General features: G+C 41.6%; 13 protein-coding genes. 1 reads left to right on the top strand and 12 read right to left on the bottom strand.

Annotation, left to right across the window (positions count from 1 at the left end; all coding sequences use genetic code 11):
* The first annotated feature begins 97 nt into the window (after positions 1-97).
* Positions 98-1,141: an IS110 family RNA-guided transposase gene (locus tag BI198_RS08445; protein ID WP_070049155.1), complete on the top strand. Its 1,044-nt coding sequence runs from the start codon at positions 98-100 to the stop codon at positions 1,139-1,141.
* 473 nt (positions 1,142-1,614) lie between these two features.
* Here BI198_RS08445 and BI198_RS08440 read toward each other — a convergent pair whose 3' ends face one another.
* The 12 genes from BI198_RS08440 to prpF form a co-directional block, all read right to left on the bottom strand.
* On the bottom strand, positions 1,615-3,630 hold the full coding sequence (locus BI198_RS08440; protein WP_070049154.1) for an ATP-binding protein: 2,016 nt from the start codon (positions 3,628-3,630) through the stop codon (positions 1,615-1,617).
* A 148-nt stretch (positions 3,631-3,778) separates the two neighbouring features.
* Positions 3,779-4,516, bottom strand: coding sequence for a hypothetical protein (locus BI198_RS08435; protein WP_070050780.1), 738 nt, complete (start codon positions 4,514-4,516; stop codon positions 3,779-3,781).
* Between the two features lie 72 nt (positions 4,517-4,588).
* Positions 4,589-5,149: a hypothetical protein gene (locus tag BI198_RS08430; RefSeq protein WP_070049153.1), complete on the bottom strand. Its 561-nt coding sequence runs from the start codon at positions 5,147-5,149 to the stop codon at positions 4,589-4,591.
* A gap of 116 nt (positions 5,150-5,265) precedes the next feature.
* Complete coding sequence (locus tag BI198_RS08425; protein ID WP_070049152.1) at positions 5,266-5,931, bottom strand: hypothetical protein; 666 nt, start codon at positions 5,929-5,931, stop codon at positions 5,266-5,268.
* 383 nt (positions 5,932-6,314) lie between these two features.
* Positions 6,315-9,005 (bottom strand): DUF349 domain-containing protein, encoded by a 2,691-nt coding sequence (locus BI198_RS08420; protein ID WP_070049151.1) that lies wholly within the window; start codon positions 9,003-9,005, stop codon positions 6,315-6,317.
* Complete coding sequence (locus tag BI198_RS08415) at positions 8,995-9,276, bottom strand: YeaC family protein (RefSeq protein ID WP_070049150.1); 282 nt, start codon at positions 9,274-9,276, stop codon at positions 8,995-8,997. Before BI198_RS08415 ends, BI198_RS08420 begins: the two co-directional genes overlap by 11 nt.
* A 3-nt stretch (positions 9,277-9,279) precedes the next feature.
* Positions 9,280-9,606, bottom strand: a complete 327-nt coding sequence (locus BI198_RS08410) for a zinc ribbon domain-containing protein (RefSeq protein ID WP_070049149.1) — start codon at positions 9,604-9,606, stop codon at positions 9,280-9,282.
* A gap of 76 nt (positions 9,607-9,682) precedes the next feature.
* Entirely contained in the window at positions 9,683-11,374 is a 1,692-nt protein-coding gene (pbp4b, locus tag BI198_RS08405) for a penicillin binding protein PBP4B (protein WP_070049148.1), read from the bottom strand.
* A gap of 25 nt (positions 11,375-11,399) precedes the next feature.
* Positions 11,400-12,527, bottom strand: a complete 1,128-nt coding sequence (locus tag BI198_RS08400) for a M14 family metallopeptidase (protein ID WP_070049147.1) — start codon at positions 12,525-12,527, stop codon at positions 11,400-11,402.
* Positions 12,528-12,719: 192 nt separating this feature from the next.
* A complete protein-coding gene (locus BI198_RS08395; RefSeq protein ID WP_070049146.1) occupies positions 12,720-14,171 on the bottom strand; it encodes a glyceraldehyde-3-phosphate dehydrogenase in 1,452 nt (483 codons plus the stop codon).
* A 154-nt stretch (positions 14,172-14,325) separates the two neighbouring features.
* Positions 14,326-14,706 carry a peptide-methionine (R)-S-oxide reductase MsrB gene (msrB, locus tag BI198_RS08390; protein ID WP_070049145.1) on the bottom strand — a complete coding sequence of 127 codons (381 nt, stop codon included), beginning with the start codon at positions 14,704-14,706 and terminating at the stop codon, positions 14,326-14,328.
* 39 nt (positions 14,707-14,745) lie between these two features.
* On the bottom strand, positions 14,746-15,933 hold the full coding sequence (gene prpF, locus BI198_RS08385) for a 2-methylaconitate cis-trans isomerase PrpF (RefSeq protein WP_070049144.1): 1,188 nt from the start codon (positions 15,931-15,933) through the stop codon (positions 14,746-14,748).
* Between the last annotated feature and the right edge of the window lie 224 nt (positions 15,934-16,157).

The following is a 16,157-nucleotide window of genomic DNA, read 5'->3' as shown; positions in this document are numbered from 1 at the left end:
GGTCGGCTGTATTGACTTGATAATCATTGAGCCTTTTCCCCCAGCTTTGCCAGATTGGCTAAGCTAAAAGGCGGCGAAACCAAAAGGAGAAGACCCAATGAAATTTTATATTACACAACATCCGTACTATTGTGGAATAGATTTGCATGCGCGCTCTTTATACGTTTGTATTCTGGATGCTGCCGGTGACACAATCTTACACCGTGAAATCAAGGCATTACCAGAACCATTACTAGATATATTAGCACCTTATATCGGTAATGTTGTCGTTGGCGTTGAATGTATGCACTGCTGGTACTGGGTAAGCGACTTATGTGCTGAACATGGTATCGATTTTATTCTTGGTCATGCTTTATATATGAAGGCCATTCATGGCGGCAAAGCAAAAAATGATCGCATAGATTCCTATAAAATTGCTCACCTTATTCGCGGTGGCAATTTCCCGCAGGCCTATGTGTATCCGCCAGAAATGCGCTCTGCCCGTGATTTATTGCGCCGCCGCACTCGTATTGTTCGCCATGGCGCCGACTTAAAAGCACATGTAAAAAACACCACTAGCCAGTACAATTTACCCCCTAACAACCTAAATTTACGCTACCCTAACGCCCGCGAAGCTATGCGAGATCGCTTTGATGATCAGTTCGTACAGCGCAATGTTGATCTGGACTTAAACATCATTGCTTTTTACAACCAAGAACTTAGTTCTATTGAATGCTTTATTGAAAAACATGCTAAGCATCATAACGGCAACGATTACCATATCCTGACCAGTTTTCCCGGTATTGGCCGCATTCTGGCACTGACTATCCTGTACGAAGTTGGCCATATTGAACGCTTTAATACCGTTCAAGACTTTGCTTCATATAGTCGGTTGATTAAGTGTAAAGCAGAATCTGCGGGTAAAAGCTATGGCACTCAGGGTAATAAAATTGGCAATGCGCATTTGAAGTGGGCCTTCGGTGAGATTGCTGTGCTTTATCTGCGCGGTAACGACAAAGCCAAATCTTACTTACTCAAGCTACAAAAGCGCATGAGCAAAGCCAAAGCACTCTCCGCGCTCGCGCATAAAATTGGCCGTTGTGTTTACTACATGCTAAAAAATCAGAAGGTGTTCAATGAAGAACGTTTCTTAACGTGTTAAGTCGCGGGACAAGGTGAGCTGAACGTCTAACTGGAACACCATGGCTGATGCTCAAATGAAGGCTGGTAGCCAATAGCAACATGCTGAACCACCGGCCTTCTGGCACACTGCCGTAGCCAGCGCGCTTGATTAGACACATTGTCGCTGCGCATTACCATCAGCAAGATGGTTTGCACCTGTACTGAGCCTGAAACTAACTGGCTTTAAGCCCGTCGCCTTGAATAGTGCCAGCAACAGGTTAACCGATGAATGTCTGGTGCCCCTGCTGTCAGCAAGGATGCTGAAATCAGCAGGCTCTCACTGAGAGTGAGATAAGAGAGCCCCTATATGTGTTTGTTGCAGGCTATCGCCTGGCAACCATGATGACAGATGAAGCAGAGTATCTTGCTGATGGACAACAAACTGGCCGCTAGCGCGGCCAGAAGAGCGGCTTTACCTATTGACTCCGAGAAGGCTCATATGTGTTAAATGCATTACTCCGTTTGTTCCTGAAGTTCATCTACTAGTTGCTTTGAAGGTTTATCTTCAAGAGAGCCCCTTTTCGTTTGAAGTTTCTTAAGCAGGTAATGATTTGCTAAATCAAACTCGGCAAATATTGTTCCCCAAGTTTTCACATACCCTTTTATCCGATCATTTTTGGTGCTGAACACTAATCCAGGTTCGTTATTAGCATCTGCTGTTTCTAAAGCGGAGTTGATATCGAAATCTTTATCAGAGATTTTTCTACCGACCAGTATTATTTCAAATTTCATCTTCTCCATTGAGAAGCCCGAGTGCTCGGATATTATTCGCGCATATTCTCTGATTTGCTTAAGATGCTTTTCGTTGAGTGCAACTGCTGGCCTCTTTATTTCGATGATCGTACACTGGTAGTAAGATTCCCCTCTAGAATTGAATCCAATATTCTTTCTAGCTAAGAATAAGTCCACCTGTCGTCTGACACCCTCAATATCTAAACCACCTTCTAAATCCATTGACTCTAAGTCAACTTCATCAATTGAATCTATTCCTTTTACATGACTCCTAAGATTCAAAGATATTTTTTGGAAGTCATCCTCTTCAGCACCGAGCAATGTGTATTTGTTACCGAAAAGCCAAGTGTTACTTTCAATAATCCCTTGCAAATCAGGTGTTTCGAGAACTTCCTTATAATACTTAACCATTATTTCTCGAAGCTTGTTGACAGCAAATTCCCTTTTTTGAAGGACTTCAATAGTGCTAACAATGTTTTCTAACGATGAATTTTTAACCTGATCAGAGAATTTATTTATCTGATTTTCATCTAGATTAAGAATTTCGCCAATAACCTCAAAAATCGTATCATTTTCATTGGACACCAATATTTTATCAATCAGCGCCAATAATATTTTTACGGGTTTCTCTTTTATATTATTGAAAACTGTGGGGTCAGTAATATAAAGAGACTTCACAAAAGACTTAGTATTCTCCCTTCTCCAAGCCGCCTCTTCAGCGTTTAGCCTTTTATGCTCTGGAAAATAACCGCGCGCCTCATACTCCTCGATTTTTTCTTCAACAAATTCTCGCAGAAATTTTTCGTAAATTTCACTACTGAACTCATGTATTGCTTTTTTTAACTTCTTAAAAGCATCAGATTCTGGGCTAACCTGAGGGGTATCCGTAAAATTTAGTGGTGAGCTATTTTTATCGAAATTATCGAACCAGTTTGACCTAGAATAAGAACTAAGATGAAACTTAGGTTTCTTATTAAAACTACTTAGCTCCCGATGCAATACTCGCCCGTCATGGTTCACCACATAATTATATGACTTTTCGTCTCCTGGCTTATCTATCCAGCGAATAAAATCAATTTTGAATTCGGTTCCGTCAATACAAATATTTTTCTCTATCAACTCACTTTCAGGAATCTCAACATCTACTCCATTAACCGTTAGCTTTCGATCAGGATTTAGAATTAATCTCCAGCCAAAATAGCTTTCAAGATTACTTTTAATCATATCTAGTTCTGGAAGGTTGGCGTGAAAATTGGTTAGGACTACACATGTACCTGATTCATATGTGCTTAATGATGCATGCTGTTCCTCGGGACCAATCACTTTTGCCGAAAAATTACGCAGTTTAGTGCTATCTATTAATATCTTAGATTCAGAGTCATGGCATCTGGTGTACCAAGTAGCATTTGAGCAGAGCAAATGAAACGCAAGCCTTCCTTTTCCGTGAGCTCCCTGGAGGTCATCATCACCTTGCTTAGAAGATTCATTAAACCTAGAAAAATGTTGGTCGCATTCTTTTATGTCAATACCTGACCCGTTATCCAACACGGTTATAGCAACTAGACCATGCATTCCATTATGCTCAATCGTAACATCAACGGATGTTGCTCCAGAGTCAAATCCGTTAGCGATCAATTCAATAACGGATTGAAAAGGATATTTCTTCCATTTCGTAAAATGCTTTTTAATCCCTTCGTGAGTGATATCTGCTGTACCACTTATCGTCATATTGCCCATTTAACAATCCATATTATTTGTGTGATAGTTTAGAATATTGAAACACGGTTTCTCGCCAAGCATTTAACGCCCCCAAGCAGGGGCATATTTTTGCGTTTTGAGCGCAGCGAAGCAAAAATATGTCCCGCTGTCTTGGTTTGTTAGTTGATTATATGAAGTGTAGCAATAACCTTCCAAGTGAGTTCACCAAGTCTCGGCTGTAACCGGCTAGCCACCTATTCGCGTCGTTGTCAAAATGGGAATCACTAAAGCTATTTCTTGAATTTGCTATTGCACTCGTCAATGTAGATATACTTGTGACCATTTGCTGTGGGAACGGCCCTCTTTTATCGAGTTTTACAACTATGTCATCACGCACTATCTTTGACAGCGGGATCAACTCTGTTTGAGATTCATTCTCAGGGCTGTGTTTGCGTATGTATGATTTGTAAAGGCCTTCGAGACAGGTGTACGCTAAAGTCATAGCGTTGTTGAAGTTACCCGAATCTATGGCATTGTCGATTTTCGCCAATGTAACGTTCAATCTTTCAGAGTTCCACGCATCTACAGGTATTTTAACCTTGGGAACCGGATTCCCTCCGCCAAAAAGGTACGCGCTTAGCTCTTGAGACTCTTCAGGATAATGGGGACTGACGTTATCAAGGAAGGCTCGGAAGGCTTCGTATCTCGTAGCTTCATCTAAGCCATTCAAAATATCCCAATAGAAGTCCCGCCGGCTTGTGCTTTTACCAGCTTTTTGCCTCTGAACAATGTAGAGGCTATAGCTAGGAAGTCCCGGATCAAACTGCTGAACAACCCTTATAAATTGCGACCCGCTATGATAAGCAGGCGTATCCTTTCTATCTAGGATATTAAAAAGCCTTGTGTAGGCTGAAATCCATTGCACGAAACTCTCCGGTTGATTAACTAACGCTAAGCTAAGCGGCACGCGTTAGCGTGTCCTTGCTTGAGCGCCTTGTTATACTTCAAATCGTTTAGCTCGAAACTCACCAAGGCCTTTCGCCCAGTTCTTCGATATAAAATACAAACAGATGGCCAAACCTCGACAGCAATCTGGTGTAAAAAAAACATTATCTTCACCAAGTTCAGTATTAATATACTCAAGAATATTTCCATGACAAAGATTATGGCGAATACGTACTATTTCTATATTTTTTTGATTTGGTTTTATAGATGCTAATTTTTCATCAAAGTCATGCTCTTTAGGAAATGCTAAGAGCTTTACTGGAAGTCCATTTTCTTGGGCCTTATTAATCAGTCTGTTGCTCAGTGTTTTCGCTGGATCTAACTCTTCTACCCTTGCTGGAATATTTATTTGGTGCATCGTTACTCTTAGTGATGCTTCAATACCAATAATAAAACTTGCGCATGCTGGTAGAAATAAACCACTTGTTAAAGCATCAAACCCTTGACTAAAAAACCAATGAACCTCCGCGCCAAGCCCTTGCTGCAAGAAGAAAACACGCTCTTCATGTTCTAACTTAATACGTTCTAAATATTGTTCAACATCTTCATCCATTCTCAAATCTCAATAATGATGTATAACGCTGAGCTTAGCGGCGCCCTTGTTAATGGAGGCGAAGCCGCAATGAAAAGGGCGTCCGGCGGCCATCGGCCGCGTACTACAGCGACTTGTTACGTGCTCTTCCACTCACGAGCTTTTGTCACCTCCCATTCAGCCTTCAAAACCACTTGAAGACTTACTATCACATTGTTTATCTGATCATCCTTCAATTCCGTCGTATCAAAATCGTAAATACTATCTTTTATTAAATCTAGGAGCTTGAAAAGATCTACCGTTGACGGGTCGTCTTTCTTGAAGAGCAATTTTAACTTTGAGTAAAGCCTATAGAACTTTGTACGATGATCGTGTAAGTGTTCTGCATAGCTACTCATGTTTTCAGAAAATTTCTCTACGTTGTCGACGTCTCCTTGTTGACCAGCTTGTCTGTAGTTTTCCCGCGCGATGTTTCTTTTGACAATGTACATCTGAAGTTCATATATAACCTCAGATAATTCAGCAGCAGTTTCACGAACGCCTTGAAGCCATTGATGCCTAAACTCTGAAATTTTGTTGTCATGCTCATCTTGGCGACGTTGTTGAGCCAGTCTATTTTGTGATTCCACCGATTTTCGGTTACTTCTGTAAGTAACCACAGCTGCCGCAACAACAATAATAACTGTCAATAAAAATGGCAGATTTTGAAGCAGAGAATCAACCCAATTAAAATCTGGTTGAACCAATTCAATAGGAATTGATTCGTTTGACATGACTATAAGCCCATAACCTGAACTGCCCATCTACTATTCCTACTCTCTAGCACGTAACAGCTTAATATGAAGCAAAACGCACGCTTTCTTACCGCGTAGCTTGCCTTCTATCATTATTTTACATGATGTTAAACTAACCAATATTTGTCACTAAATCAACTACATAATATGATTTTATATAAAACACTAAGCGGGAAAGCGTGGTTAAAGCCGTTTATTGATTTTAAAACAAATTATTTACACAGCGCTGCATAAAAATACAGTGAAAAATTTAAGGTACAGTTGTGAAAGTTGTAGTTAGCAACTGACTTATTATTAAGTGATATAAAATACTCATAAAAAAACCGGTGCATATGGCACCGGTTTTAATTCTGAATTATTAAATTAAATCATTACAACATTGGCAGTTTTAATTAAGCAAACACCGCTTTAACTCGCGCTAATAATGCTTGTTCGTTGTCATTTACCACTCCAAATTGGAGCCAGCGATGTAATAAGTCATCTAATTCTATTGAATGACCTTGGTTGTGTTTTTCTGACATTAACACTAGCTGTACTTGTTGGCGTTGGCTTTTTAAGTCTTCTGGTGAAGGCTTATCGGCAAGTATTTCTAGCGCTAACGTTAACTGCTCGCGTGTAAACTGTTGCTCTTGTTGTTTATTAAAGCTGTCACGATAAGCTGCAGGTAAGTCGGCAGCTGCTAGCTCTGATGAGCTTAGCAAGTCAAACATACCTGTAAATTCGGCGTGTTGCTGTTGCTGGCGTAGTTGCTGCTGTTTAAACTGCGCTTGTTGTAATAAGCCTTTAACCGTATGCGCATGTTCAACTTGGTTTAAGGTGGTAATAACCTGTTCAATATCCGCTATGGTGTTGGCAGCGTCTAGTTGAGTGGTAAATTGCTCTAATTGCTGCTGCATGGCTTGTTTATCAGCTTGCTCTGCTAATTGCTGCTGCTGATATTGCTCGGCTCTGCTATTAAAGAAGCCATCACATAACTCTCTGAATTGCAGCCATAATGCTTGATCTTGCTTACGTGCGGCTGAGCCTAGCGTTTTCCATTTTTGCTGGCAGTCTTTTAAAACACTGGCTGTCACTTGCGGCTGCTCTAGCGTTAAGGCTTGCTGCACTTGATCAATTATTTGCTGTTTTTGCTCGGCCACTTGCTGCTGCAAATTAGTGATATGCTGACGCAGCGGTTTAATTGCTGCTTGATACTGCTCGTATAGTGCTTGGTATTGCACTTTATCTACCGCTCCGGCTTGTTGCCAAGCTTGGCGCAGGTTATTTAACTGTTGCTCTAATTGCTTTAATTCAATAGCGTTAATATCTATTTGCTCTGCTTGCTGAATAATTGCCTGCCGCTGAGTCATATGCTCGGCACGTTGCAAGTCTAAATTAGCAAAGTAACTGCGACATGGCGCAAAGGCACGCTCGCAAGCTAAGTCAAAAGCGGCATTTAGTTCTGGCTCTAACTCGGCGGCGGCTTTGCCTAAACTATTCCAAGTCGTGCGCGCTTGTTTAACTTGCTCGGCGCGCTGATGAATTTCTTTGTCGGCAACTTGCTCTGGCAATTGTTGAATTTCAGTTAGTAAAGCTTGTTTACGTGGCGTGGCGATATATTCTTGCCAATCGCCAAGCTCGGCAATTTTCTCGCGTGCATAGTCAATATCTTTGGTTAACAAGGCTTGTTGCTGTGGCGATAACTGCAGATAATCTTGCTCTATGCCCTTACTTAAACCAAACAACACATTAAATTTACCCGCTTGATATAAGCGTTTAAATTGGGCCAGTTTACTGCGACATTGCCGTAACGCTTTGTCGGTTTCAGAGCTAGCGGTTTTACTTAATTGACGCCACTGCTGTTGTAGTTCTGCTTTTGCTTCGGCTAGGCTTTCTGGCACGGCAATAGACATTTGTTTGCTAATAGTGCGCCACTGTTGCTGCCACTGTTGAATTTTGGGCTCTACTGCCATAAAAGCAGCGGCATCTTCAGCTAAAGGTAAAGCTGCCCAATCAGTAACGATTCGCGTTATCTGGGTTAGTTGTTCGGCTAACGCTGGCAAATTGGCTAATTGTTGCTGTAACTTAGCGATTTTGCTGGTTAAGGCTACGGGTGCATTAGCGGCGGTCATTTCTGTAGCTAATTCGCTTAATTGCTGCTCTAGCTGCTGCGCGGCACTTAAATCGGTTGTTAGCAGGGCTTGTTGCAGCTGTTGCTCTAAGGCTGTTAAGCGTTGAGTTAAACTGGCCACAATAGCTGTTCTAGCATCGGCTTCTGCTGCGGCAGCTTGTTGCTGGGCTAATTCGGCTAAGCGCGGGGCCAACCACTGCTGAATTTGCTGCTTAATGCTGGTGTATTTTTCCGTAAACACGGCGGCTTCAGCGCCTAAGCATTCGATATCAACAACATATGTTTGCCATTCTTGTTCGAATTGCTCTAATTGGCTAGGTAGTTCCGCTACGCTATATCGGTCGCGTAATGCATTAAACTTGGCTAAAAATAACGTCAGTTGTTTACGCAGTTTTATCGGCAAGTGTTTTTGCTGGTCTAATTTAACTAACTTTTGCTCAACAGCTTGCAGCAAATCACCATCAAGGCGTTTAACTAAACGCTCAAGGGTTTTTTCATCGTTAATTAAACTTAATAACTGTTGTTTTTGCTCAAAGGTTAACACTTTATCTTGTAGCGCTTGCGTATAAAGCTCTAACTTATTTAAACGTTGTAATAAGTTAAATTTAATTTTCGGATCGGTTTCTGCTATCGCTAGCTGCTCTAAGATGCTGCTACGATTACATTGTAAAATAAAGGCTTGCTTGAGCTTAGAGTCCACTTGGTTGTGTAACAACATGTCGATTAAGCGCTGCTCTGACAACAGCTGTAAACGTTCGCTGTTATCGTGCTTACTGGCTTGCCACCAAAGTGAAAAGTCATTTAGTTTTGATAAAGCAACGCGGCGTACGGCTTCTGCTCCATCATTAAAAGCTAACTCATGAAGTATGGTTTTATGGGCAGGTGTTGCAGCATTAAGCTCTTCAATAGCAGCTTGACGGACATTGGCGTCTTTGTGCTGCCATTTTGGCTTAAAGAAACGTTTAAAGATCATCGTGTGAAAACCTTGCAATAGAGGATTGTGGTTCGTATTGTTTTTGTATTTCGGCTTTGGTTTTTTGAATCATTTGACCATCAGCGCCTATGGTAAACAGCTCTTCAGACTTTAACACTTGGGCTTGATAAGCCATTACTAGTTGTAAGCTATGTCCTAATTGTGCTTCAGATAAATAATTACCGTCTTCCCAGCGTCTAGTTTCGACAGCTTGTGCTAGTTTCTCATAGGTTTCAGGAGTCATAGCCTGAACTAACGCATTAATATTCATCTGTTATTTTCGCTTTTTCAACATTAAAATACGGCCGCGGGTAATAATGTACCAACAAAACCCTATCGCAATACAGCCATAAGCTGTCAGTTGCTGATTGCTTCCGGGTTGCGGATCCCACCAGTACAGTAAACCAAAGCCGAATAAAAATAGCACTAACGCTAACATGGATTGAGTAATTAAACTTTGTACCTTATCAAACCGTTTATCACGGGCTAAGGAATGCATTTTCTCTGTGGTCATTGCCGTTAAATCTTTTTTACAATGATTACATTGAGTGCTTTTGTCTGATATTTTTTGCCCGCAAAATGGGCATGCAATAATAGCCATAGTGTTTTAACCTGCAATTTTTAATTAGTATCTACTATTTCTGAGAATATTAATTATGAACAATAATATCAGTCTGTTATCGCATAGCCTGATAGATTTTGGTCATTATGCTGCCATACATACCGGTTTCGAATCGATCACCGGTAAAGTAATAACTGTTATTTGCCTCAGATATTATTGGGCTGTGTTTTTTATTGGTGAGTAATACAATTATTAAATCATAATACGGGTCAATAACAGTCACCGTACCGGTCCACCCGGTATGACCAAACGCATAATCACTAGCATAAGCACCAAAATGCCAACTTAACTCCCCCGCTGTGGCAGTGCGCCAGCCTAGCCCCACGGTATAATCTGCTATGGAAGGCCGAGTAAATTGTTGAATAATGGCTTTATCAAAAACTTTGCTTAAACCATAGCCGCCTTGTAGTGCTAGGTTAGCCAGCTGGGCGGTTTCTTTGGCGGTAGAAAACAATCCGGCATGCCCTGCTACACCACCTAAGGAATATCGGGCTTTTTCGTCATGAACATGGCCACGAATAACGCCAACTTGATTAGCTGGGAAACTGACTCTACCACCGCGGCTATTGCCCGCTAACTCTGTTGCTGCGATATTATTTAAGCTTATACCTTTTTGTAACGGGTTAAAAACGGTGTTATTTAAACCCATTGGCCGATATAAAAACTGCTCTAAATATTGATCCTGCACCATGCCGGTTATACGCTCAATAATCAAGCCTAGCAGCATATAATCGATGTCGCTATAGACCGCTTTACCGCCCCGAGGCCGAGCAAAAGGTACTTTGCTGGTGAGTAGGTCAATAGTGGTATCGCGTTGGATAGAATAAAACTCTGCGCCGTGTTTATTGTCGGGATTAAAAAAGTGCACTTCAGGATCATAACCGGCATTGTGCTGCAATAAATCACTAACCAAACGCGTGTCGCGACCATCGCCTTGATACTCGGGTAAATAAGAAGCAACCGGCAAATTAATGTCTAATTGACCCAAGCTAACTAAATGCATAATGGCGTAATTAGTGGCATACATTTTAGTATTTGAAGCAAGGTCAAACACGGTAGTAGTTTGCATTGGCTCAGGCTTGGCTAACGCCGAGCCGTCTGTGTGATAACGATTAGCATAGCCGTAGGCTGTTTCTTTAATGATTTTGCCATTTTTGGCAACCACTAACACAGCACCGGGAAAACCTTGAGCGATTTCATCGTTGATCATTTTATCAACTTGCGCCAGCTTGGCGCTAGAAAACCCCACTTGTTCTGGCGTGCCTTGTTGCAAGCTCGCATAAGGGATAACTAAGCGTACTTTAGCGCCTAAAGGTTGTACTGATGTGACGGCTAATTGATTTAAGCCATCGCGAGTAAACTTGCTGATATCCAGTTTAATATATTGGCCTAGCTGAGTGCCTAAATGCGCGCTTGGCTGCAGTTTTATGGCTTGGCCGTTTATGGTTAACCTTATTTCAGTTGCAGAGTTCATCTGCAGCAATATTTCGCCTTGGTCACGATAAGCGGTAAAATTTCGCCGATTATTAACTAAGGCTCTTTTACTGGCTAATTCGGGCAGCGTAAAATCGAGTTGGCCTAAGTTTTTATTTTGATTAAATTGTTGTTGCTCTTGCTCAGTTAATGGATGAATGGGCACTGGGCTAAACACCAACCAATTGCTGACGGTGCTGCAACTGGTTAGAGTTAATAAGCTAAAACTAAATAAAAAAAGCGCGAATAATCCCTTTCGAGTACTGCTAAACATGTTCGCGCTTCCTTAATAACTGGCTTTAACGTAAATCATCAACAACCGCTAATACCGCAGTTAACATGTCTTGACCTAACTTCATGGAGCGAATGTCTGACCAACCATAAGCTTCATCTGGTAAGTTAGCGTTATCTTTAAACGGCATTTCTACCGTGTACGATAAGCAGTTAAAGTGATCGCCTACCCATGCAGCAGCAACAGTCATATTAGCCTGACCTGGAGCATCTAGGTCATAACCATGTTCGGTTTGAAACTCTGGAGTGACAGTAACTAAAGTTTGTTTAAAGGTGTTTTCTAATTGCTCAACACGTTTATTGTACGAAGGCACGCCTTCTGTACCGGCCACAAAGTTATATGGTAGGTTTTCATCGCCGTGGATATCAAGAAACATATCAACGCCAATTTCTTGCATTTTTCCGCGCACTAAAAATACTTCAGGGCTTTTTTCCATGCTTGGCGTTTGCCATTCACGGTTAAGGTTGGTGCCCACAGCGTTAGTACGCAAATGACCACGAACTGAGCCATCTGGATTCATATTTGGCACGATATAAAACACGGCTTTATCTAGCAATAATCTTGATACGCCATCATCTTCATCTAATAAGCGCTCAATTAAGCCTTCAATTAACCATTCAGCCATGCTTTCACCTGGATGCTGACGTGCAGTGATCCAAATATTTTTCTTACCTTCTGCCGGTTCACCCACAATAAGCATGCTCATATCACGACCATCTAGGGTTTCACCTAGCTCTACTAACTGACAGTTATAATCAGCTTGTGATTGGTGTAGTAAGTCCATGTGGCGTTCGTAGCTATAAGGTGCAAAATAAGCAAAGTAGCAAGATTCAGCTTCAGGGAAATGGTTAATGGTCAGTACTTCACCATCATATTCGGTATCGACTCTAAACCAATTTTGACGGTCATAAGACGCTACTGCTTGATAGTCTTTCCAGCCATCAGCATAGGCTGAGCCACCCGCATTCATCAACTTAATTTTATGGTGCTCTGCATGTGGCGTATTTAAGCGAAAGTGAAACCATTGATAAAAGTCTGATTGGTTATCTTTGCGAATAGCTAATTGAATGTTATCTGGGCTGTCGGCTTGGATGATTTCGATATTACCGCTATCAAAATTGCTGGTGATTCTCATGTTTTTTATCCCTACTTAAAATGAAATACGACACAGTTTTTGGCTTCTAAAATGGGCAAAAAGCGATGTCATAAAAAATATCTCAATATATTGAGAACAGTTTGTATGGATTTGAAAGTAACTGCGGTTGATTCTATCAGTTTATAATTAAAGAAAAAGCCGCTTTTAGCGGCTTTTCGATTAAATAGCGTTTTAACGCGCTACAGGTAAGGTTGGGTATTTAATACCGGCCATGTCATTCATAACACGGATAACCTGAGTGCTGTAACCAAACTCGTTATCATACCAAACGTAAAGTACACAACGATCGCCATCTACGATAGTGGCTTGCGAGTCAACAACACCCGCGTAACGTGAACCCACTAAGTCTGAAGATACGATTTCAGTTGAACTGGTGTAATCGATTTGGTCTTGTAACTCAGAAAATAATGATGTGCGCTGTAAGAAGTCGTTAAGCTCATCACGGTCGGTCGCTGTATCTAAGTTTAATGACAATATAGCCATAGAAACATTAGGCACTGGCACGCGAATAGCGTTACCGGTTAATTTACCTTTTAACTCAGGTAAAGCTTTAGCAACAGCACTTGCTGCACCCGTAGAGGTTAACACCATATTTAACGGTGCGGCACGGCCACGACGATCTGCTGAATGGTAGTTATCAATTAAGTTTTGATCGTTAGTATAAGAATGCACAGTTTCAACGTGACCATTACGGATACCAAACTTATCATTCAACGCTTTTAATACAGGTGTAATAGCATTAGTAGTACAGCTGGCTGCTGAAACAATCTTATCTTCAGGCAGGATCATGTGCTCGTTAACACCATAAACGATATTAGCTACATCACCTTTGGCTGGTGCAGTTAATAGTACTTTGTTAGTACCTTTGCTTTTAAAGTGGATGCTTAATTCTTTATCGTCTTTCCAAATACCCGTGTTATCAACAACTAAGGCATCGTGAATATCGTATTGAGTATAATCGACAAGTTCAGGCGAACTGGCATAGATAACTTTGATAAAAGTACCATTGGCTTTAATACCTTGGTTTTCTTCATCAACTGTAATACTGCCGTTAAATGGGCCATGAATAGAGTCACGACGTAATAAGCTAGCCCGCTTTTCTAAATCACCTTTTTTACCGCCACGGACAACAATAGCGCGTAAGCGTAATTTCGCACAAGGGCCTGAGCGCTCTAACATTAAGCGTGCTAATAAACGGCCAATACGACCAAAACCATATAACACAACATCGGTAGGTTTAACGTTGTCTTTATGGTTTAACAAGCTAACAAGTTCGGTGTCTAAGTAGTCTTGTAACTGTAATGACTTATCATCATTTTTAAAATTAAAGCTATAAGCAAGCTTGGCAATATCGATACGGCCAGGTGCTAGTTCCATTTTACTGATAGCTTCTAATACTGGGAAACTTTCACGCAGACGCAGCTTCTGTCCTTCAAAACGTTCAACACTTTTATGTGCTTTAATAATTTCAATTGTTGTCGCATTAACAAGTGGACGGCCGTATACAACTACTTCGATACCTTTATTACGGTATAAGCGTCCAATAATGGGTTGCATATTTTCGGCAAATTCCTGGCGTTCCTGCCAGCTTTTTTGATACTGTTCTTCGTGCGATAGAGTCATTATTAGGCCTTTTACTTCAATAAAATGAATTAATCGGAGATCATTTTTAACAAGTACGGCCTAAGCCGTAGCTATTTCAACGGCGCATATTGTAATAGATGTTGCAATGTTAAGCCAACCATTAACGCCTATCATTACACGCCATTTTATGTTTTTACTCTGCTTTAAACTGCAAAGAGACTGAATTGATACAATAGCGATCACCCGTTGGCGCCGGGCCGTCGGTAAAAACGTGACCTAAGTGAGCATCACAATTGACACAGGTAATTTCTACCCGCTCCATACCATGGCTATTATCAGTTACGTAGTTAACTTTACCTTCTAACGCCTGATAAAAGCTGGGCCAACCACAACCGGCATCAAACTTTGTGGTTGAAGAAAACAATGGCGCACCACAGCACAGACAGTGATAAGTCCCGTCTTTAGTATTATTTAACAATTCACCGGTAAAGGGGTGCTCGGTGCCTTTTAATCGGGTTACGCGATACTGTTCTGGGTTAAGTTGTTGCTGCCATTCGGCTGCTGTCTTTTTCATTTTAGCTCCCCTTTATCTTAGTAGTTAAAATAGGTGCCATTAAAAGCTATCGCCTGGCACGCGCACCCAACCTTCCATTAGTACCCGAGCGCTACGGCTCATAATAGCTTTGGTGACGGTCCATTTAGCATTGATTAGCTTCGCTTCTGCCCCAACCCGCAATGTGCCTGAGGGATGACCAAAGCGCACCGCTTGTCGTTTAACATTACCTGCGGCAATATTTACTAATGTACCTGGTATAGCAGCCGCTGTGCCAATAGCTACGGCTGCAGTGCCCATCATGGCATGGTGTAGTTTACCCATAGATAATGCGCGTACGACTAAATCGATATCATCGGTAGTAACGTTTTTACCACTTGATGAAACATAAGCTTGTGCTGGGGCCACAAAAGCGACTTTAGGCGTATGTTGACGTGCTGCAGCCTCTGTGACATCAGTGATTAAGCCCATTTTAACCGCACCATAAGCGCGAATAGTTTCAAACATGGCTAAGGCTTTATTGTCGCTGTTAATCACATCTTGTAATTCTGTACCAGTATAACCAATATCTGCAGCATTAATAAAAATGGTCGGAATACCGGCGTTTATTAATGTGGCTTTAAAACTGCCCACTCCTGGCACATCTAAATCATCTATCAGGTTGCCGGTTGGGAACATAGCGCCACCACCGTCAGCTTCATCAGCAGCTGGATCGAGAAACTCCACTTGTACTTCAGCAGCTGGAAAAGTCACGCCATCTAATTCAAAATCACCGGTTTCTTGTACTTCGCCATTTGTGATAGGCACATGGGCAATAATGGTTTTACCAATATTAGCCTGCCAAATTCGGACAATACAAACGCCATTGGTTGGAATGCGCTCTGCAGCAACTAAACCATTACTAATAGCAAACGAGCCTACTGCAGCCGTTAAATTGCCGCAGTTACCACTCCAATCGATAAACGGTTTATCAATAGCGACTTGGCCAAATAAATAATCAACATCATGCTCTGGTTTGCTGCTTGTACTTAAAATAACCGTTTTGCTAGTACTCGATGTTGCCCCCCCCATACCATCAGTATGTTTTCCGTATGGATCTGGGCTACCGATTACGCGTAACAATAAATTATCTCGCGCTGCACCGGCTTGCTGGGCTGCTGCGGGTAAATCATCTAACTTAAAAAACACACCTTTACTGGTGCCGCCACGCATATAAGTTGCAGGGATTTTTAGTTGAGGAGCGCTCATAAGTACCTATCTTTTTTAATTAATTTTAGCGAAGAGTCCGAGTCGACAATCTATTTTAGCTCAGCACAGTAACTCAGGCGCGCTTTCGCACACCTTCAGACAACCTGTGCTGACATAAAACAGACATCGACTCTACCTTCTGTGTATCAACTTTAAGCCTGTGTATCGCGTACTACTTCAAGTTGCTTAAAGCGAAGGTTAGAGCCTCTGAAATGTTGGCACAG

The organism is Rheinheimera salexigens, assembly GCF_001752395.1.
GTDB classification, from domain to species: domain Bacteria; phylum Pseudomonadota; class Gammaproteobacteria; order Enterobacterales; family Alteromonadaceae; genus Alishewanella; species Alishewanella salexigens.
This window is presented reverse-complemented; position numbering and strand designations above follow the sequence as displayed.